Source organism: uncultured Gardnerella sp. (assembly GCF_947280595.1).
Classification (GTDB): Bacteria; Actinomycetota; Actinomycetes; order Actinomycetales; family Bifidobacteriaceae; genus Bifidobacterium; species Bifidobacterium vaginale_A.
The window spans coordinates 29259-51433 of record NZ_CAMYOS010000007.1; the positions used below are offsets into that span (position 1 = coordinate 29259).

The following is a 22175-nucleotide window of genomic DNA, read 5'->3' on the forward strand; positions in this document are numbered from 1 at the left end:
ACTATATTTGCATAAATATTACTTTTTAGAAATTTGCAATGTTATTCGTTAATTTTTAAATGTATTGCTATAGGTTTTTGCGAATCTTTTAGTATGCGATTTTAAGGTTTTAAGATTTTAGCGTTTAACAGTTGTAAGTGGAGTTGCTTTTAAGTTATTGCTAATTACGCGATGCTTTTAGCGTGTGTGATGCTTAGAGCGTGTGGGTTGGTTGTGCGTTGGAGTGCACTAAGAGTTATGAGAATGTTTAAGTTAAGTGAAGTAATGAGCAGCATTTTGGCGATTATTCGCAGCATTTGGGCGATTATGCGAGATGCTTTCGCCTTTATAAGCAAGCGTGCCCAGAGTATAGCTAAAACTATTCTTATTTGTGTGATTTCGGTTGCGATGTGGCTTCCGATGTGCATTGCTCCAAGCGCTGCTATTGCTAGTGAAACTGTTGTATCTAAAGCAAACGATTCTAAAACTAGTGCGTCTAGTTCGTCTGATTCTTCCGATAGTTCCGATTCCTCCGATAGTTCAAATGCTGTATCTAACGCGTTGCGTTCCTTACAATTAGCTGCATCAAACTTAAGCGCAAATTCAAATAATCCTTTTACAAAAGCGTCTATTGCTAATAGATTTGTTAAAGATAGTTTTGGTTCTAATCTTTTCAATCTTAAAAATACGAGCAATCCTTTTAACGCTATATCTAGATTAAGTAATTTAGATGCGCAATCACAAAATCGCGCAGCGCAAAATCGCAGCGATGATCGCGATTCTTACCCGCCTTACACTCCTGGTTGCAATAAGGATTACGCTTTAGGTGAATGCTTCACTACTAAAGGTGATGGCGCTGGTTTGCGCGCTACTAACGGACACGATTTGGATGTTAATGGTATAGGATATAGGCAAGGTGGCGCTTTTGAGCGTAATCGTGGATACTATAAGAATGGCCCAGTTCCTGAAGATCCTTCCGGATCTAATCATTATGCTGAAACTTACTTCACGCCTTACCCTAAGGGTACGTATATTGTTAAGCGTCTTCGTAATCTTGCTTACGATGATGCAGGGCGAGGCATTGATACCAATAAAACACCTTTGGATGATGTTGCGGACTTCGTGTTCGTAAAGCGCACACCTAAGGCTTCCGGCGGCGGATTTGTGTGGGATGTTATTTTTAATGCTGGAGGTCGTACGCATGGTGCTGCAGATGCGCTAAATTACTTCACAGTTCCAGAAAATCAGATTCTAGACAAGGGTAGCGAAGGCGGAAGGCAGTATATTCAGCGCGTATTGTACACGGGTAGGGAACGTTCTGCTCTCTACTTAAAGAATAAGCATAATGAAGATTTAAAGAAGCAGAAGAAGCCAGAAGATCCGTCTTACGTTCCTCCTCGTGAAACTTGCTCATTCTCTTGGGATAATCCTAATGGTTTGTGCAGCATTGAAACTACCGGTGGCGATGTTTTGCCTAGTGAAACCATAGAAGATGCTTGGATTAAGTCGAATGATCAGATACGTGGCAACAATGGTTACTCGCATATTGTTAACACTCCTCAAATTGGCGAAGGTGGAAATCAGAAAGAGAACTATGAAAAGAACGGCAACTTCATAGGCACATGTAACGATGGCTATGCTCTTGACTGCATGCACAGCACGAATTACGCTTTCCCTTCTGGTGGTGACCATCAGCTTGCTCCTAAACTTGAAGGAGCGTATTCAAGAGGTTATAGCCCTGCGTATGTGAAGCTAATTGACAATCTTTATAAAGCTATTCGTGGCACAAAAAAGACTAAAATATTCCTCTTCACTAACAAGCTTAAAAACGGTGATTTGATTCCGTACACTTACAAGATTCATTTCACTACCACTACTGCTAGAGGCCATGAGAATGATTCGTTCTTCTATGGTGCAGGATCTTATTTTGGTGCAACTTCTCCTTCTTTAACGTATGGTAAGACTGATCCATTTGGCGCTTGGAGTAGCATTTACTCGCTGAAAGCAGCAGGTCGTTTTAGTAAGTCGTATCGTTACACTTCGTTGTATGAACAGTGGTATGGTGTGCCAAGAATTATGGATGTGCAGAGCCCGCGTCTTCACTTCCTTAGGGGTACTGGTTTAGGACCATTCGGCCCTGGTTTGAATAAAGATGGTGAATTCCCACTTGATGGTGATGATGATCCTTCAACTTACGGAAATAATGGTAAGTACATTTCTCGCTACGGTATATGCCTTGATTCCTCTGGTAAGGTTAATGAGAATTGTAAGATGGAGATTTCAAGTATGTTGCTTGAAGATGAGAATGGCAATCCTTTAATTAACAGGGCTTTGGCAAGTTCTCCAGGTATTCAAGAGACTAAAGATATTCGTTTACTTCCTGATTTTTATTCTCCAAATAACAATTATGCGCGTGGTAATCAGTGGTTCCGCTACCCGGGTGTGGACGATCATAATACTAAGGATTCAACTCCTGGAAGGCATAAACTTCAGCTGAAGTATCGTAACGATTACTATCAAATCAGCGAAACGCAGGATTTGTGGTACAGAATTATTACGCAAGCAGATGTGTTTAAGCCTTTGCAAACTGAAGAGTGGAATAAAGACGACAAAACTCCTACGTATTATTCTTACGATAAGCCTCTTCCGAATCCGATTGTGCTTAATTCTGGTAGTGAAAATAAGGGATTTGTTAATTTCGAAAACAATAAGGGTCGTTTGTATGATCAGGTGAAGTCTTTTGATCCTAACCTTTACACAGACGTGCTTAATAGCGATCTCATGGGTAACCAGTTCAAGTACGGTTCAGTAAAAGATACGTATCCACTTGATAGAACCTATGAAGGAAGTAAAGATAATGGCGCAAACGATGCAATAAAAGATAACGCTGTATACAAAGCTGAGTGGACGGATAAGTGGGGAGATAAGCTTATGTCGAACACTCTTAAGGATGCTGAAACTAAGATTGCTGTTAAAGTTCCTATTGTAACCGTTTCAAACCGTTGCGCTCATTCTAAGATTCTTGACGATTTTAAAGATGAAACTGATGAGTCTAATAGGTCTGCTTCTAATGGCGATCGCTCTGCAAATTATGCGAATAGAGATGGCGGTGATAGGGATAGCGGTGACCGAGATAGCGCTGACCGCGACTCTAATATTCCTGAATGCTGGCCTAAGCCTCAACAATCAACTGCGCGTAACGTTTGGTATATTTACTATGCTCCTAAAGGCTCAAAGCAGGGTGATCCTGTGCCTGAAAAGCTTATAAATAAGGCTAAAGATAAAGCTAGTGGTTTATATCGAACGTGGATGCGTAATGGTTACAGTGCACAGTTGCAGGATGGTAAAAGTCCTGAAGTTTTGCCAAATTACGTGTTTGTAAAATATTTAAAGATTACTTTCTGGGACGATTCAACTACTGTTATACCTGTTGTGTTCCCGTACGTTGATTACGAGAAGCCAACGTTGGATGTAAAAGTTAGCGTTAATAACGGTAAGCCTATGACTGTGCCTGCTGATGGTTTGAAGATTGCAACTAAGAGCAGGATTAAGTTCTGGGTTAAAGGCCATGACGACAGGAAGATTATGCTTGGCGTCAATGGTAAAAACGATGATCAGAGTAAGTACAATGCAGAAATCAAGAAGTATGTTGGTAAGGATTTCTACAACGACTTCGAAATGATAACCAAGAGTAAGTCTGGCAAAGATTGTGCTAAAAATGGATGCGGTAACTTTACTACAATAAGTTATGACGATTTTGTGCACGATAACGGTATGCCGAATACTGAGACAGACAAAGAGGGCTGGGTTATTAACGATAAATTCAACGGCTCTAATGGTGGTTCGCCTCAAGTTGACGTTGCAGATAGAGGTGTGCACGATTTAATATTCCACGGCTGGGATGAAGTTGGAAATTCTGTAATAAAGAAGATTAGGCTGATTATTGTATCTCCTGGCTACGGTTTGCCAAACGTTTGGTGGGATAAGAAGAGGAATGGCCATTATGTTGGGCGCGTGAATCCTTGGGATGAAGATAAGCGTGTGCGTTCAATTATGGTGAGAATTTGGCCGCGCGGTAAAGATGGTCCTGCGGAAACTAAGGATAAATCCCATGGCAAAGACTTGAGCTTTGACGAAAAGTGCCCTACGGATGGCAGCTGCTATGGCATTATTATTCAGCGGCATGGAAATACTGATCGTTGGGAGCAGGTTAATACTTATAAGGGTAAGAATTTAGCTGCTGGAGCAGATGCTTCTAGGGCGGCTGCTGATGACGATAGGGCTCATACATCTGACGATCAATTGCGTGAGAAATATTCAAAGCGTGTAATTACATCTGATCTCGATAAGCACTTCAAGGGCTGCACTGCTAAAGATGGCGACAGTTGCGAAATCACTTTTGATCCTGCAACAGGAAATATTGAGATTCCAGAATACTTTGCGGAAATTGGTTCCAGAATTTATGTGGACGCATACTCTGTAGCGGAAAATACTCCAAATAAGAGTCAAAATAATTTGTGGCCTATTATTGGAGATTATGCGGATCACTACAAGGATCACGAAGAGTCCGATCCGCTTCCGCTCGATATTACTTGGCCAAACGGCTTAGTGCAAGTAAGCCCATTTGAATTAAACGATTCTGAAACCGGAGCTTTGCTTACTTGGATGCGTCACGACAATAAGAATGAGCGAATTTTCGGATATCGCAAGGAAGAAATCGGTATTAAGGGCGAAGACAAGTACGATACTTACAACCGCTATGATGCTTCTAACTCATTTACTTACGCATACGGTGAATCGAAGAATCAGTACTCTTGCAAGGCGGATAATAACCACAAGAATGATTTGCAATGGAAGTTGTGCTTGGATATTAGTCCTAAGCGTATATCTCATGACGATTTCCCTACAGCTGAAACTGCTTCCAATATGAAGCATTCTAAGAAGAATCTCACTATAGATAAGCTGGAAGCAAAGGATGAAACTGTTCTAAATCCTGCTACGCATGAAGTTACACGATATGTGAATATGCGAAAAGATTACAAGTGGGATCTTAAAAGCACAAAGGTTAGTGGAAGAGACTCTGACCCTGGTCTTAAGTGGTACGGAGATAAAGACTTTGGCAACGAGTATTTAGTGTATAAGTGGGATATTAACACGCAAAAAAGGCTTAATACGAACGCTGTATTGGATTTGATTAAAGGAACGCCTGTAATTCCAGACCCAACAAATAAGCCGCAACCATCTCTCAAATACCTTGACGGTTCTAAAAATAAGCACGACATTTTATATGGCCCTGGAGGCAACGGTGGTTGGGATGGTGATCTTCCTGATCGCGGTAATTGGTACGGTTATGCTCCTAATGATGGAACTTGTAAATTAGCTTATTCTGACAATCTTGGAAAGTGCCAGTGGGAGAACGTTCTCGATTTAGTAAAGTACGATTCTGTATCTGAGTCTGGTCGTAAGGGTTCTTTTGCAGACGATGTAAACGTCAACATGGAGCTTAAAAAGAATGGCAAAGGGGAGTATGTTGAAACAGGTAATGAAGTTTCTATTACAGACAGAATAAACCAAGGCGAAAAGCATAGTACGTACGCAATTCACAAGCATTTCCTCATGCCTGGAGGAGCAAATGTCAACGGTCAAGCGGATGGCTTGGATATTGGTGACACGGATGCTGACACTAAAGACGGCATAAAGCACGGAGTCATACTTGAAAATAGGAGAGTAAGGTATGTAAACGACTATGATGATGTGCCAACTTTGAAAGGTAGTGAACGAGAAAATCAGGAACAGCATGCAAAAAGGTATTTCGCTAAGCGACCGTTCATGCATGCGCAACTGTACGTACACAATGGCTCGATTGTGAACGATCTTACATTCCGCGTAAATGGTGACCAAAATACCACAACAAACGTAATTAACGTGTGGTTTGTGCCTGTGGATGGTCAAAAGCCAACGATTAGCGGAAAAAGCTACCCTGAAAAAAATAAAGCTTGGAATATTCACGGCATCTGCATGCTCCCAGGTCAAGGCAAAAAGGATTGTACTCCAATCGATGACGATTTAATTGATTTAGAGAAGAACGATTGGTATCGCACGGATACTGGTACATTGCTTTTGCCTGAAAATTTGAAGCTGGAGGATGACTTTAACGCATATACGCCGACCGGTCAAATTGACGTAAAGATTAGTTGGCGTAAGTGGCTAAAAGTTGATACAGGTCAATCAAGTAAAGCGCTTTTAGGCAATTTGCAAATAGATATTGAAGCAGACGGCGTAAAAGATTCTAAAGGTAGAACTCCTCGAATACGTTTTGTGCGCGATGGATATGAAGATAAATATTTAATACGCCGATTTATTGAGCGTTACAGAAGCACGGATTTGCAAAATCCTGATCCCGCAAAGCCAACCACCTTTAGGATGTTTGCTAAAACTTCGGATTCCGTTGGAAACGAAAGCGAAGAAACTGCTGTGGGCTGCTTTAAAACTAAGTGGACGAAAATGGAAAGTCCAAGCGTTGTTGCCTACTATGATGGCGAAAACAACGATCAGCCTGCAAATTCAGACAATCTTTGGCTTAATGGCAACGACAGTTACGTTAAGAGGAATGGCCAAGCTGTTACAAACGCTCGCAGAAATAATGTTGTTAAAGTAACATCGCCTCAATATTCTAAGCGAATGGTAGTCTACTACAATCCTAATAACAGCGCTGATAATGCTGTAACTGAAGATAAGCTCAGTATTGGAAAAACGCTTTCTGTTTGCTGGTTTGGTAACAATAATTGGAGATATTGTGATGATAGTGAAAATAAGCCTTCTTCAGATGAAGTTGAGATTAAAAATGAAAACGGTAACGCTGTTGTTCTTTTCAAGAGAGGCAAGTTAGCTCCTGGAAGCGTGGTTAGAGCGCGTGCGCGAAGAGATATTGGACCATGGACGTGGATGCCTGGTGTTAAAAGCATTGAAGAACTCGTAGAAAATTCAGATGTGAGGAACGGGAATAGGAATAAGAGTGCTCGTGCGGCTTTAGTTGAGCCTGCTGGTGCAAGTAATCGTTCTAGCTCGCGTTCGTCTTCAAAAAATAGAGCTTCCGATGCTAATGAAGACACGCTTGACGTTCTTCCAATGGAAATAGCAAAAGAGAGAACAGACGAAGTGTGCAGGCCGGATGATGTTAAGCCAAGTGATTGGAAATCAAAGCCTTCCGATTGTGTGTACTTTGATGTTTCGATGCGCAGACGTATTGTGCAAGTGCACCCAATGCTGCTTAGTAATCCTGAGCAGCGAGCAATACGACTAGAGCTCACTAAAGAAAACCACAACACAGGAAAGTGGCTTGGTAACGATAGCGAAGTCGTCACAAATGATGACATAAAGCTGGGCGCTGGCAAGACTATGGTGACATTTAGAGAGTATGACTACAGGCAAACTGATGAGGACGGAAAGAATATTTATACACAGCCTAAAGTAACTCCTAGCTATGGATCTATACCTCAAGAAAAGCAAGATTTGGTTGTGTTTACTAGTGGTTGGCGAAGCCGCGTGCTTGTGCCACTTCCTCGAGATAATCAAGTTACGCGATTTGTGCGATTGCGCTCTGTTGATGGAATCAATAGCGACGGTGGTGGAAACACTAACAAAGGTCAGGATGACGATGGCTTAGGAAACGGTGCTGCAGATTATGTGGTAGACGTGCCTATGAAGAATGGAACTCAAGATAGGTCTAAAGCGCCTAAGATTGAGGGTAGGGCAGATGATCCTGGTCTTGTGCTGTCTCCGGATAAAAAGTCGCTGTTCTACGTTTACAATCTTTCGGACAAAACTCCAGTTAATTTTAACGATTTGCAATCAGTAGTAAATCTTAAGCTAAATAAGAAGTTGCATCCAGATGATGAGTGCAAAGGCTTAGATGGTAAAACACCTTTGCCATTTGCGGATTGCCAGCCTTCGCTACGAGCTGAAATAAAAGGTAACGATAAAGTTATTGCAGAAACGACTCGTACTGACGGTCTTAACGCAATAAATGGCAACATGATGTATACTCTGTCGGAAAGCTCAGAAAAGACGTCCTTCATAAACATTATTGATATGCAGGATATTACAGATAAAAATGGTCACAACGGCGGCGGATTCTCACATATTAACGTGTGTAGAAAAGTAGACGGCAAGCAGGTTTGCGGCGAAACTGCTGAAGATAATGCTTCTAGTCGTAAAGTAACTGATTTTGCTGGCAAACCTCGCTGGGGTAGCTCTGGAGCAATCGACCGTAGCTTTAAGCTTACTGACACGAATAAGATTTTTGAGTCTACGGGCAGTGACGGGCGAAATCGCTTGGATAACAGGCTTATTATGTCCCTTGGTGTGAGCTGGGTAGATAAGACGATTTACGATGCTCGCGGACGCGAATCTGAAGGAAGCGACCACGCAAAGCAAGACGCGAACGATAGTGTTGACGAAGCTGTAATGCCTGTGTACTTGGTTGCAACAGACAACGTTAAGCCAACAGTTAAAGCAGCTGGCGCGCTTGAAGGAACTAGTGTTACGAACCCTTACGGTGTTGACGTGGATAACATTGACTTCACGTTCAATACTAAAGACGAGAATAATCAGCATTCTGACTCTAGTGTTTCTAAAGATGGAGATAAGAAGAGATTCATAGACGCTTATGACGACTACGATACGCGCGCAACAGTTAAGAACAAGCTTAAGGTGTACGTTCGTAGGCTAAATGGCGGGAATCCGCAGAATCCTGAGTGGACTATCACTAAAGCTGACGGAAGTGTTGATACCGATGAACTTAAGAAGTTATTAGCACAAAATGGCAAAACTGCAATATACGCTGTGTATGCTCAAACTGAGGATTCGGTTGGCAATAAGAGCGAAGGCTATGGTGCTAGTAAAGATGATAAATCTGCAATACTCGGTTACATACAACTCGGCGGTATAAACGTTAAACCAATTGCTCTTCCATTTAGTGGTGGTAAAGCTGCAATATGGTTCACTTTGTTGTTTGGTGTTCTGCTTGCGCTGTTCTTGGCATCAGGCGCGTTTGGAAAGCGCGGATGGCTTGTATCAGTGTTTAGCTCTCGCGGATTCTCACGCGCTTTGATCAAGCATTGCAGCTCTTCTTTAAGAAACTATTAGAAGTAGTAGTTTCTTGAAGCAATTAAAGCTATAACGTATTTTCGTGATTGTAAATAATTTTAATTGCTTGTGTAGTTTTGTGTGCGTGTGAAAGCTTACACTATTGCATAATAAAAATAAGACTTGCGTTAGAATAATAGATTTAATTCCAACGCAAGTCTTAATTCAAATTTATAAGTTATTTTAAGCTAAAGCTTTATCTACTACAGCAGTAGCTTCTTCAAGAACTTTGTCTAGAGCTTCTGGAGAAACAAATGACTCAGCATAAACTTTGTAAATGTTTTCAGTTCCAGATGGGCGAGCAGCGAACCAATTATTCTTGGTAGTAACCTTCAAACCGCCAATCTTAGCACCGTTTCCAGGAGCTTCTGTAAGCTTTGCTGTAATATCTTCGCCAGCAAGCTTTGTCGCCTCAACATCGTTGCCACTTAGAGCTGCGAACTTCTGCTTCTGCTCAAGAGTAGTTGGAGTGTCTACGCGCTTATACCAGCTTTCGCCAAAGCGAGCAACCTGATCTTGGTGAAGTTGAGCTGGGTTCTTGCCTGTTTTTGCAGTAATTTCAGCTGCGAGCAAGTCTGGAATCAAGCCGTCCTTATCTGTAGTCCAAACGCGACCATCCTTGCGAAGGAAGCTCATTCCGGAGCTTTCTTCTCCGCCGAAAGCAACTTCGCCGCTAAAGAGTGGATCAACGAACCACTTGAATCCAACTGGTACTTCCACAAGCTTTGCGTTAATAGAAGCAGCTACGCGATCGATAAGGGAAGAAGACACAAGCGTCTTTCCGATTGCAGTATTCTTTGGCCAATTTGGACGAGCGCCACCGAACAAGTATTCAACGCACACAGCAATGTAATGATTTGGGTTCATAACGCCCCAGTTAGGGCACACAATTCCATGTCGATCTGCATCAGGATCTGTTCCGCCAACTAGATCATACTTATCCCAAGCGCCAGCGTTAAGCTGATCAACTAAGCCTTTCATTGCGTAAGGGGAGCTTGGATCCATTCGAATCTTACCATCGTGGTCAATTGTCATGAATCGCCAAGTTGGATCAACTTCTGGACGAACAACGCCAATATTCAATCCATACTTTTCGTTCATAAGTGGCCAGTAGTTTACGCTTGCTCCACCAAGTGGGTCGATTCCCAAACGTACGCCACTAGATCGAATCACATCGAAATCAATTACGTTTGCTAAATCACTTACATAGTGTTCGCGGTAATCGAAGCCTTCTACTAAATCAGATTTGATTGCTTCTTCGAAAGGCACGCGCTTTACTGACTTGTAGTTGTCAAGTAATTCGTTTGCGCGAGCTGCGATTGCGTTAGTTACGTCTGCAGGAGCAGGTCCTCCTGTTACAGGATCGTACTTAAAACCGCCGTCAGTTGGAGGATTGTGTGAAGGAGTTACAACAATGCCATCAGCTAAACCTTCACCGCTGAAACGTTGAGTGCCATCTGCTGCGCGATTATGCGTCAAAATTGCTTGTGACACAACAGGAGTTGGCACGAAGTCGCCACGCGAGTCCACACGAACGTGAACGCCGTTAGCAACTAAAACCTCAATAGCTGTCTTTTGAGCAGGCTCAGAAAGAGCATGCGTATCGCGACCAATATAAAGAGGTCCAGTTACGCCAGCTTTCTTGCGATATTCAGCAATAGCTTGCGTGATTGCAACAATGTGAGCTTCGTTAAACGAAGTTTTCAAAGCTGAACCACGGTGACCGGAAGTGCCGAAAATCACGCGCTGTTCTGGAATATTTGAATTTGGAACTTCATCATAGTATGCGCCGATTAAAGCATCGACGTTGACTAGATCTTCTGGGGTGGCGGGCATACCCGCATTTTTTGCTACCATAATTTTTTATTTTGCCACGGCGGTGGTATTTTGGCTTACAGAAGACTCTAAGCTTTCTGGTACTCGCACGCATAGTGCTTGTTTATCAACGCTAAAACGCAAGTGTTTTGTGTATCCTAGAATATCTCCGTCTACTTGTACAGGAGCGGATCTTTCCAGCAATACTTCAGCTTCTAAACCTTGAAGTTGTTCTATTTTAGAGTTTGTTGAAAGTGGACTTTGTTGAGCTTTTCCAGTAAGTGTTTGATGCACTACATCACCAAATAAATTAGCCCATCCAATCAATCCGCCAGTAGTATCAATAATCTCAAAATCAAGTATTCCATCATCGTATGAAGCTTCTGGCATAAGCGAGAACATAGGAATCTGCCCACAATTTCCAGACATTAGTGTGCGGAATGATATTTCTTTTTTGCTGCTTTTAGTTCCATCTATTTGTGTAAAAATCACATTTCCTCTATATTTTGGTGCAAATAAGTGTTTTACACCTGATACGAAGTATGCGAGCCAACTTATGTTCTTTTTTAGTGCTGGATTAGTGTCGTCAATCATTAACGCATCGAATCCTATGCCTGCAATAATTAAAAATGCGTGACCGTGATCTTCATAAGGTTTATCTAATATCGTTACGCGCCCCATATCTACGCGCAACGATCCATGTGATGTTGCAACTTGAAGAGCTGCATATGCATCATCTACAGGAATTCCCATATTTCTTGCGAATAAATTACCTGTTCCAATAGGTATAATTCCCATTGCGTGTTCTGTGCCGCTCATTGCGCTCGCAACTGTTCTAACTGTGCCATCTCCGCCGACTGCTACTACTACATCCGCTCCATGTTTAAGTGCTTCTAAAGCACATTCTCTACCATCTTTGTTTAGCAAAGTATCAATAATTTCATATTGCATTTCATGAGATTGGCAATATTCTTTTATTGTTTTGCGATATTGTTCTGCTTGAGGTTTAGAAGGATTTAGAATAAATGCGTAATGCACTAAATCGCCAGTTCTTGCTGCAACTGTTTCATTCATATGATGCTTCTTTAAGGCACGAGAAATAATCATGATGACGAAAGGCGCGCAAACAAGTGCAAACACAATCACCATGAGTATTATCGTGGCTTCAATTGGCATACTTATTATTTTTGCACAATATTTTATCAAAATGCGATATTTTTTATAATAATGTAAATATTTACGTTTTTTACACATTTGAATAGATAAATTTGAGTGCTTTTTAATAAATGTTTGAGATGTGTGGTGTTGGTTGTGGGTGTGTGCTGTTGGTTGTGTGTGTTGGCGTGAGCTGTTGGTTGTATGTCGTTGACGTTTAAGATGTGGATTTTTATTTGCCTAATCGGCGATAATCCCATCTATCGAAATGCTCCCAAATAAGTAATATTATTCCAATAAAAAATCCCATAGCACTTACAAATGTAAAGAAAAGGGGAATAACATGTAAAAGAGCAAGCAGTAGCGTAACAACTAGTGTAATAAACCATATAATCGTACCTATAGCAAATGTAGTGCGTAAATCTACGCGTAATGGTTTTGGCGTATCTTTTCGCGCATCTGGATTGATAATTGGTGCGAATTTCATAACGGCAATGATACAACGTGCTAAAGTCTTATATTTTTCTAAAGTCTTATATTTTTTCTTATAAAATAAGGCGTGGCTAGTCATCCGTAGTGCGTTGTATCCTTACTAAATTGAGAGTAAAAATGTGGGAAGTGTTTTTGGATTTTATTACGTTTCCTGCGTGTTTAGTTGATTTTTGTTGGGTGGTTTTTTATGAGACATGCTGCACATGGCGCTAAGAAAGTTTCACGTAGTGGTGATTCGTTTTTATCGCTTTTTGCATCCAGCCATGGATCTCATTCCGCTTCACATGTTTATAAGATTGACTCTGATTGTGGAGTAAATTGTGAAGTAAATTCCACTTCTGAGCTTAGTGTTGCGAATGAGTATGACGCAATTGTTTCTAATAGCGTTCACGATATTATTCCACAAACAAGGCGAGAAATTCGTTTAGCACGTTTAGCTACTGAAAGACGTAAAAGAACTATTATTTCTGCATCATTGATTGCGTTGGTTGGCGCTGTTATGACATCTAGCGTTGTTAATAGCTCTTCTAATTATTTAGTTGGTTCTAAGTCATATGAAGTCCCTGCTGATTCTTATCAGTCATCTGTAGAGAAGAATTCGGATTCTGCTTCTAGATCTTATAATCGCGTTGCGCTAAATAGAGTTCGTTCTACGAGATCAAGTTTTTATGAAAATAGAGCTGTTGTATTAAATGGTCTTTCTACTGCTTCTTCTCACAATTCTAAGTGGTCGCTTAATTCAGATACTAATTTCGATATTTCAGAGCTATCGCGTTCTGTTGCAAATAATCCGCAAGTTGCTTTATTGATGGAAGCAGATATAAGTAATTTGCCAAAAGGCTTTAATCCTAATCACGATAGTGGAGATAAAGGCAATACTTATGAATTCAGCCAATGCACGTGGTGGGTTTATGTGCGCCGTCATCAATTAGGCTTACCTGTAGGCTCACATATGGGGGATGGTCGTATGTGGGCTAATTCTGCGCGCGCTCTTGGCTATTGGGTTGATCGTAATGCAAGGCATCCGGGAGATATAATGGTATTTGCTCCGGGTCAAGCTGGTTCTGATCGTTATTATGGTCATGTTGCAATAGTCGAAAAAGTAAATTCCGATGGTTCTATTGAAACTTCGGAGTCTGGCGCAAAATTGCATGGCGGTACATTCTCGCGCAAATTTGAAGCTAGTGAAATTTCGAAATATCAATTCATTCACTATTAAATATTCTTATTTTTACGATAATTTTTCTTATATTTCTCGTTCTCGCTCATACTGTTTTATTTGTTCATACTTATGTGAGAACTATTGATTGTATGAATATGTGACTGTACTTAAATCAATTATGTATTAAGTTTATGCTAACATTTTCGAGATGGTTAAAAATAGCTTTTATTCACGTGTTTATGCTGCGATTGTTGCATGCGCGCTTATTCTTGCCATAATTCCAATCGCTAATGCATTTGCTGCTGATTCTAGTGATGCTAATGTTACGTCCACTCGTTCATTCCCTAAGGTCAACAGTGTAAAGCGTGATTTGTTTACGGAAGCTGTTTTTACTGATGTCGATTCTGATTCACATTGGGGTGGAATTGAAAGTCTAAAAGTTCCACAAACAAAAAGTGAAGCTGAGAGAAATGCTGATGCTGAGCGTCTTCGTATTTTAAATCGCCAAAATGCTTATAGTGAAGCAGCAAGCAGAAATTCAGATCGTGGTTCTGTAAATCGTGGCTCTTCAAGCAGAGAGCAATATTTTACTGTAGATCCTCCAGACGAGCGTTCAAGTGAAGCTTTGTTGAACTTTGCTGCTCAATTTGTTGGGAAAGTTCCTTACGTTTGGGGTGGCACAACTACTTCTGGTTGGGATTGCTCTGGTTTTGTTGGGTATGTTTACTCTAAGATGGGAGTAGATCTTCCTCGAACTGCAAGAGCTCAAGCTCAAGTTGGTAAAGCGGTTGCAAGCCTTGATGAAGCTCATCCTGGGGATATTATTGCTAGTAGTAGTCATGCAGCTATTTATGTAGGTAATGGCATGATTGTTAATGCGCAAAATAATGGTACTCAATATGCTCCGCTCAGGCAGATTTTCCGCGGATCATATTCAATTCGCCGCATACTTTAAGTTTTGAACGATTCAAGAATTATTATTGTTTCTTTTATTCTTTATTTCTAGCATATATTGTGTTTTTAAATATATGTTTTGCTTGCTTGATTTTGTGTCGCATTGACGTTGACGTTTGAAACGCGCTATTCTTGTTTTAAGTAATAAAATTAAGCATGACGATGTAGTTGTGCATACAAGACTGGAGGCGTGATTATGAACGATAAAGCCGTTCTTGTTGGTGTTGATGGATCGCACGCAAGTTATAAGGCTGCATGGTGGGCAGCGAATTACGCCAAACATGCTGGTTTACAATTACAAATTGTTTGTGCATATTCTTTACCAAGCTATGCAGCTGTTTCTTTTGATGCAACTTATTCAGCAATTGGAGATGATAATTTAGCGCATCGAGATGCTCAAGAGATACTTTCTAAAGCAAAAGCTGTTGCTAAAGAGCAAGGTGTAGATGCCACAACTCTTATAGTTACAGGAGATCCTTCTTCTGTATTTATTGAGCTTTCAAGAAATTATAAATTGATTGTTATTGGAAATCGTGGTAAAGGTGGTCTTGCAGAAAGATTGCTTGGCACTACGAGTTCTTCACTTCCTGCATATGCGTATTGCCCTATTGTGGTTGTTCCATATACTGATGACAATGGTCAGCGTATACATTTGAATAATACTATTCAAAAGATTGCTGTTGGTTCAGATGAGTCTAAATGGGGTTTGAAAGCTTTGGAAATTGCTTCAGATTTAGCTTATAGTTGGAATGCGCAGTTAGATGTGATTTCTGCTGCTCCTTACGTTCAAGGCGCAGAAGGCGATACTGCAGTTATGGAATCTTATATGGATGATCTAGAAGCTAGAGTTAAGCCGATTTTAGATAAGACTCCAGATTTGCAAATTCATTGCTCTGTTGTTCCTGGATCTGCTGTAACAGCTTTGACTCAAGCAAGTTTAACTCATGATCTTGTTGTAGTAGGTTCTCGCGGACGCGGAGGATTTACCGGATTATTACTTGGTTCTATCAGCCAAGGCTTGCTTCAACATTCTTCTAGACCAGTGTATGTTGTACCTCGCAAATATGTTGAATCGGATGCTGCAAAAGGTGCGTCTTTGGATTCTCATTCGATTCCTGTTGACGATATTAACGGTGTGCATGAAGTTGATGTACCTAAAGCAGATGTTTCTGAAGCTAAACAAATTGAAGAAACAATAGATCCATTGCATTAGATTTTCGCTGTATTTACTTCAAATTCATAGTTTGTTTTACAGAATTATCTTATTTGTTGTGGCTTCGCTCTAGGAGTTTCTCTCATTGCAAGATTTTTATTTTACTGTGTTTGTGAGGTGTGGGAATTACTTACCTCACAGGAGCTTCAACTTTTTACGCATTCTCAAATGTTGTTGCTTGTGGTAGTAAAAGTTAGATTTTAGCTTACTTTAGTTTTGTGAAGAGTTTGGATTAGGTGTAACTTTTTTTAAATACCGTTTCGCTTTTTATTGTTCGTTAAGTATTTCCCACACCTCACTAGTACACAATCTATACTTAATTTACTTTTAGTGAATAAATTCATAGTTTATGCGTTTACTTCAAATTCAGCAGCAATCTAGTTGCAAAGTTGCAAAGAATTTTCAGCTGTTTTTGAGAATATTAGCTAATCCTAGATTTTTCAGTCGTTCTTCGCGCTTTAACTTTTTATTCTCGAGTTCAGCTTTGTTTATTTCAATAGCTTGCTTATATATTTCGATTAACTCTTGAGCTTGTTTCTTAAAATCATTGTTTTTCGAATATTCAAGCACATTTGCTTTAAGCTGATCTTGCTCAACTTTATTCATATTTATGACTTTAGTGAAAACAGCTTTGAAATCCTCTTTAGAATCCCATTGATAGCCATTTTTCCCGCTAATAATTTGATTTTCATTAGGCGGATCATGTTTAACAAGTGCAAATAATCCAGAAGCCATTGCTTCAAGCATAGAAAGAGAATGCATTTCTGAAAGAGAAGCTGTTGTGTAATAATCCATTGCGTATAAATATTTAGTAATATCGTCATGCGCAATAGGTCCTAAAAGATAAATTCTATCTTCAAATCCTTTTTCTTTAACGTATTCTCGCAAATATTGAAAATCTGGTCCGCCGCCTATTACGAATAAGCGAGCTTTTTCGCGAGGAAAATCACAATAAATGAAATTATCAATAAGCTCTTGAATATTTTTCTCAGCGCCTATACGTCCAACGAATACAAATGATTTTGTAGAATCTGAAATATCGTATTTTTTACGGAATTCTTCACGGAAAGCAAGTCGTTCAGGTGTAGGTAGGAATTTTTTATATTCAACAGCATTGCTTAGAACAACAACTTTTTTATTCACTTTTTGGCGATCAATATAAGCTTGAGCCTTAGAAGACATGCTTGTAATAATTGTGGCGTTTTTGGAGAATCGCATGAAATATTTTGAAGAAATATTTTTTGAAAACTCAGTAAAATGTTTTAGTCCAATATAAAACAAGAATTTATCGTATTCTGTGTGAAGAGTATAAACAACAGGTATATGCTCTTTTTTAGCAACTTCCAAACCGATTTCACCAATACCAAATTCATTTTGGATATGTATGACATCAGGTTTGAAATTGATAGGGAATTTTTTGCGCATGTATCCAATTGGGATTGCAACGCGATATTTATAAAGTTTTTTAAGCATAAAACCTGGAACATAAACTACGCCGTCAACTAGCTTAGTTTTATATTGCTTTTCAGATCCAACAGTTACTACTAGTACTTCATGTCCCATTTCTTCATACATTTTTTTCAACATGTATGATTGTGTTGCTACGCCATTTATGTATGGTGGATACGTTTCAGTAAAAATAGCTATTTTCAAAGTTTCCTCCAATTACATAAACAACATATCTAGTATATTATGTTTTTCCAAAATTTTTGTACGAATTTTTGATTTTTTAATAATAATCAATCTTTTTGTATTTTTTATTTTCCTAATGTTTGATTGTTACAGAAATTCTCACAGGAGAAGAGGATTCGAGAGTGTGCTTGACTGTGCATCCTTTGTTAATATGTTTTTCCATTCTATCTTTTAATGCGATAACTTCCTCTTCTGTAAGTTTATGATCCGCGCTTGTTGCATCAACTGTTATATCTTCGTTAAATTGGCTGTAAGCTCCTTCGTCTGCATCGTATGTGCCACTTACTACTACGCGTGCGGAGGAGTCTTCTCCAATAGCATGTTCTATTGCGTATTGAGTGCTTAATGCAGTGCACCCAGCTAATGCTATTTGCATAAGCTCAACCGGATTGAACATTCCTTGCCCTTTGCCAAAAGTTAATCTAGCTCCATCATCGCTTAATGCTTCCCACGTGCCATCGTCTTTACGTTCTACCCATAATCTTCTGGACATTTTATGCTCCTTTGCTTTAGATGTGCATTGTGATTTTTTGTTTGTTTGCAAAATAATTTGTATGTGTATATGTTATCACTTTAATGTTTAATGCGTATTGTGCTCACCGTATGCTAATCTCGTCTAGTTCAAGATTTGTAGTAATTACGTGTAATCACTGAATCACTGTATAAATAATTATGAAAGGCTATTGTGCCACACACTCATTATGCTGCGCATTCAATGCACAGCGGCGCTAAAAATACTAACAAAAGTCGCCGTAATAATAAAAAATATAATTCAAATAATTCTAGAAACTCATCTTTCAATAAGGTTAATGAGTTTGATGCTACTAGCAAAAACGTTGGTAGAAATGCTGCTAAGAATGTTGCTAAGAATGCTAATAGCATCGCAGTCAAGAATGTTAATAAGGAATCTAGAAAGAACGCTAAAAAGCGAAATCCTTTTGAATATAAGGCAAACAATAAGGCAAATAATAAAAATCACGAGCTGAATTCTCGTAAAAGTCGTAATCGTAAAGCAGATAAATTACGTGAAAGATTGCGTGAAAAAGCTTTACAATACGAAGAAATGGCTATTCGTGAAGCAGAACAAGATTTTGCAAATAAGTCTTCATTAGAACCATTAGATAGCAGTAAGTCTTCATTGCATAATATTAAGTCTTCATCGGATAGAAATAAGTCTTTATCTCGTAAGTCTTTATCTCGTAAGTCTTCCGATTCAAGTATGAGATCTTTCGATAACCATAATAATTCTTCTGTTAATCCCAAGAAAAATTCTGTAATAATTCCAGATTGTGCAATTGAATCTCGTGAAAGTTATAAAGATGATGTAACTTTCGAGCAACTTGGAGTTCCATCTTCTATTGTTGATGTTTTGCGTGCAGATGGGAAAATAAATGCGTTTCCAATTCAGCAAGCTACTTTACCTGATTCTTTAAAAGGCAAAAATATTCTCGGGCGTGGTAGAACTGGTAGTGGTAAAACTTTAGCATTTGCGATTCCGCTAGTTTCTCGTTTAGCAGAAAATTTTGTTGATTTAATTAACTCTGATAAAAAATCTAAGAATCGTAAAAATGAGGATTTGCCTTCTCCGCGTGCGCTTATTTTAGCTCCTACTCGTGAGCTTGTTCATCAAATTGACGATGTTGTTGCACCCCTTGCTGCAGCTTATGGTATGCGCACGGTTACTGTTTACGGTGGAGTTAGGTATCAGCGTCAAATATCTCAGCTTAAACAAGGAGCTCAAATTGTGCTTGCTTGCCCTGGGCGTTTGGAGGATTTGCTACGTCAAGGTGCTCTTAGCCTTGAAAAAGTAATAGTCAGTGTGCTTGATGAAGCGGATGAAATGGCAGATATGGGTTTCCTTCCTGCTGTTACTAGACTTTTAGAGCAGGTTAAACCAGATGGTCAGCGTATGTTGTTCTCTGCTACTTTAGATAAACAAGTTGCTACTCTTGTGAATAAATTCTTGCCGAATGCTGTTGTTCATGCGCTTGACGATGCTGATAGTCAGGTTGATACTATGACGCATCATGTTTTTGCAGTATCTTCAGGGGATAAGTATGAAGTTTTGCGAAAGCTTGCGTCTGGTAAAAAGCGCTCAATATTCTTTACTCGTACAAAGTGTCAAGCTAAGAATATGGCGAAGAAATTTGTGCAACAGGGTATTCCAGCAGTGGATTTGCAAGGTAATCTTTCGCAAAGTCAGCGTGATAGACATCTTGCTGTTTTCGCGCAAGGCTTAGTGCGAGTTTTAGTTGCAACTGATGTTGCTGCTAGAGGTATTGACATTAGTGATGTTGCACTTGTTGTACAAACAGAGCCTCCTGAAGATCCTAAATCATTCTTACATCGTTCTGGTCGTACTGCTCGTGCAGGCGAAGAAGGCGATGTTGTAACTCTTGTGCTTCCAAATCAGAAGCGTTCTGCGCATATAATGCTTCGCCGTGCAGGTATTCATGCTCAAACTCAAGATGTGAATCAATCTTCTCCAATTCTTGATGAGATTGTTGGAGATGCAGCGCAGTTGCAAGAAGGTTGGAGTATGCCTGAGCCTAGCCAAGACAAGCGAAAGTCAAGGGGAGGTAGATCTCGCGGACGCGGTAGATATCGCGGACGCATGCATGAGCGTTCGCACAGCAAGAGTGAAGGGAATGAATGATATTTATTAAGTTTACGGAAACTTATTAAAAGCTTTTAAAATTCTAAACTTTGCCGACACGCCGATATTTGCAGATGCATAGTCAAAGTGTTAATATCATATGGTTTGGTTAAAGGCCCCCTTCGTCTAACGGTTAGGACACCAGACTTTCAATCTGACAACAAGAGTTCGACTCTCTTAGGGGGTACAAATTAAAACGTCACTTTTGTAAGTGGCGTTTTTTCATATCTCGAATTATGTGATTTTTGGGGATAGTGCGATTTTTGGAATAGCCACCGTTTTTACGTATGTTTTATATTGAAGTGTTAATTGTCCTATAAACACAATTAGAATGTAGTTAAAAGTGAGTAAGGAGGCTGAAATGTCTGTGAGAAATGATCAATACGAAAATTCTAGTAGTTCTGATAACAATAATTATCAAAATGCGAATAATGCTCAGAATTTAGCGAATAATGGCAATGCATCGTTTTCTGCAAATCAGAACTCTTATAATCAAAACTCTTACAATCAATCGCAATATAATCGATCTTCTCAGCCTAGCCAATATAATCAGCCTTATTTTAGTCAACAAAATCCTCAATATAATCAAAATCAGCAGTATTCGTCTAATCAGACGCAAGCTAACAGGCAGCAATTAAATCAGCAGCAGGTTAATCAGCAGCAGGTTAATCAGCAGCAATACGGTTATAATCAATATAATCAAAATCAACAGGCATGGCAGGCTCCTCAAGCTCAAAGATTCTCCAATCAGCCTTCCGCTACAGAAGCTAAATCTCCTTCTTATTCAAATCATAATCCTCAAGCTTTTTCTCCTGTTTCACGCGCTGTTCCGGGTAGCTATAATGCAAATAATTCGTCTCAATCTTCGTACGCATATAATAATTCTTATAATTCTCAAAAAACAGATGTAAAACAATGGCCTGATCTTTGGGGTGATTCATATTCTTCATCTGCAAGTGACGAAATTACGCATAATGATTCAAATCCTAAGCCAGTCGAGAAAAGCGATGAACTTAATAAATGTGCTTTTTGGGGTCTTATTCTTGCATTCTTCTTCCCGGTTGTAGGATTTATTTTATCTGTGATTGCATTAAGCCAAATCAGAAAGACTGGTGAGCGTGGAAGAGTAAGAGCTTGGATTGCAATTGTAGTTAGTATTTTAATTGTTATACTAGCGATTAACGGTTTAGCTAATCATCTCGATGCTCAAACTTCAAAGTATTATTACCCTGAGCATGCGTATATTAAAGTTGGAGAAGATGGAAAAGATGATTATTATAACGATTTAGACGATGATGGATACACTGATTACGTTGATCCTGGAACGTCTGATTCTTCTTCTGATTCTTCTTCTTCGTCTGACTCTTCTTCTGACTCAAATTCGTCCGATAGTCAAGATAATTCCAATTCATCGGATGCTAATTCTGATAGTTCAAGTGATTAGAACAAAGATTTTTTATGCTGATGTCGATTGATCTTGGCTGGTCTTGGTTTACATTGATTGATTGATTGATGTCGATTTAGATCGTTTGATGTCGATATTGATATTATTTTTGACGCAAATAGCTTTTTCGACACGCCGTAAATCCTTTAATTGTCACTAAGACACGCCGATTTTCATTTTTGACTTGCATTTGTTCGTTATTCATGTAAGATAGTGACTCGGCTGTTCAAGCGAACAAGCCATGGCCCCGTAGCTCAGTTGGTTAGAGCGCCGCCCTGTCACGGCGGAGGTCACCGGTTCAAGTCCGGCCGGGGTCGCGATGGTGGAAGCCCGGTTATTCCGGGTTTTTTATTCATCATGGCTCTGTAGCTCAGTTGGTAGAGCGAACGACTGAAAATCGTTAGGTCAGCGGATCGATCCCGCTCGGAGCCACGACTTGTGATTTAGCGCAGAAACTTTGTTTCAG

11 protein-coding genes and 3 tRNA genes are annotated in these 22175 nt (G+C 39.8%); 9 read left to right on the top strand and 5 right to left on the bottom strand.

What is annotated here, in order from left to right; all coding sequences use genetic code 11:
- Nucleotides 1-237 precede the first annotated feature (237 nt).
- On the top strand, nucleotides 238-9126 hold the full coding sequence (locus Q0X59_RS03385) for a hypothetical protein (protein ID WP_297643186.1): 8889 nt from the start codon (nucleotides 238-240) through the stop codon (nucleotides 9124-9126).
- 183 nt (nucleotides 9127-9309) lie between these two features.
- Here Q0X59_RS03385 and pgm read toward each other — a convergent pair whose 3' ends face one another.
- The 3 genes from pgm to Q0X59_RS03400 form a co-directional block, all read right to left on the bottom strand.
- On the bottom strand, nucleotides 9310-10983 hold the full coding sequence (pgm, locus tag Q0X59_RS03390; RefSeq protein ID WP_297643188.1) for a phosphoglucomutase (alpha-D-glucose-1,6-bisphosphate-dependent): 1674 nt from the start codon (nucleotides 10981-10983) through the stop codon (nucleotides 9310-9312).
- 6 nt (nucleotides 10984-10989) lie between these two features.
- Nucleotides 10990-12126 (bottom strand): diacylglycerol kinase family protein, encoded by a 1137-nt coding sequence (locus Q0X59_RS03395; protein ID WP_297643237.1) that lies wholly within the window; start codon nucleotides 12124-12126, stop codon nucleotides 10990-10992.
- Nucleotides 12127-12328: 202 nt separating this feature from the next.
- A complete protein-coding gene (locus tag Q0X59_RS03400; protein ID WP_297643239.1) occupies nucleotides 12329-12583 on the bottom strand; it encodes a DUF2530 domain-containing protein in 255 nt (84 codons plus the stop codon).
- A 192-nt stretch (nucleotides 12584-12775) separates the two neighbouring features.
- Between Q0X59_RS03400 and Q0X59_RS03405 the strand changes: the two genes are divergently transcribed.
- The 3 genes from Q0X59_RS03405 (at nucleotide 12776) to Q0X59_RS03415 (ending at nucleotide 15917) form a co-directional block, all read left to right on the top strand.
- The gene (locus Q0X59_RS03405) at nucleotides 12776-13807 is read left to right on the top strand and encodes a CHAP domain-containing protein (RefSeq protein ID WP_297643191.1); all 1032 of its coding nucleotides are present in this window, start codon (nucleotides 12776-12778) and stop codon (nucleotides 13805-13807) included.
- Between the two features lie 151 nt (nucleotides 13808-13958).
- Nucleotides 13959-14705: a C40 family peptidase gene (locus Q0X59_RS03410; protein WP_297643193.1), complete on the top strand. Its 747-nt coding sequence runs from the start codon at nucleotides 13959-13961 to the stop codon at nucleotides 14703-14705.
- Between the two features lie 192 nt (nucleotides 14706-14897).
- Nucleotides 14898-15917 (top strand): universal stress protein, encoded by a 1020-nt coding sequence (locus tag Q0X59_RS03415; RefSeq protein ID WP_199172721.1) that lies wholly within the window; start codon nucleotides 14898-14900, stop codon nucleotides 15915-15917.
- A 402-nt stretch (nucleotides 15918-16319) separates the two neighbouring features.
- On the opposite strand, the gene Q0X59_RS03420 is transcribed toward Q0X59_RS03415, so the two are convergent.
- Nucleotides 16320-17570: a glycosyltransferase gene (locus Q0X59_RS03420; protein ID WP_297643195.1), complete on the bottom strand. Its 1251-nt coding sequence runs from the start codon at nucleotides 17568-17570 to the stop codon at nucleotides 16320-16322.
- A 112-nt stretch (nucleotides 17571-17682) separates the two neighbouring features.
- On the bottom strand, nucleotides 17683-18102 hold the full coding sequence (locus Q0X59_RS03425) for an OsmC family protein (RefSeq protein WP_075523023.1): 420 nt from the start codon (nucleotides 18100-18102) through the stop codon (nucleotides 17683-17685).
- 192 nt (nucleotides 18103-18294) lie between these two features.
- Here Q0X59_RS03425 and Q0X59_RS03430 point away from each other — a divergent pair, with 192 nt between their 5' ends.
- The 5 genes from Q0X59_RS03430 (at nucleotide 18295) to Q0X59_RS03450 (ending at nucleotide 22141) form a co-directional block, all read left to right on the top strand.
- Nucleotides 18295-20265: a DEAD/DEAH box helicase gene (locus Q0X59_RS03430; protein ID WP_297643198.1), complete on the top strand. Its 1971-nt coding sequence runs from the start codon at nucleotides 18295-18297 to the stop codon at nucleotides 20263-20265.
- A 115-nt stretch (nucleotides 20266-20380) separates the two neighbouring features.
- A tRNA-Glu gene (locus tag Q0X59_RS03435) sits at nucleotides 20381-20452 on the top strand.
- Between the two features lie 174 nt (nucleotides 20453-20626).
- Nucleotides 20627-21709: a DUF4190 domain-containing protein gene (locus Q0X59_RS03440; protein WP_297643200.1), complete on the top strand. Its 1083-nt coding sequence runs from the start codon at nucleotides 20627-20629 to the stop codon at nucleotides 21707-21709.
- Between the two features lie 243 nt (nucleotides 21710-21952).
- Nucleotides 21953-22026: transfer RNA gene (locus Q0X59_RS03445), tRNA-Asp, on the top strand.
- Nucleotides 22027-22068: 42 nt separating this feature from the next.
- Nucleotides 22069-22141 (top strand) — tRNA-Phe (locus Q0X59_RS03450).
- Nucleotides 22142-22175 lie beyond the last annotated feature (34 nt).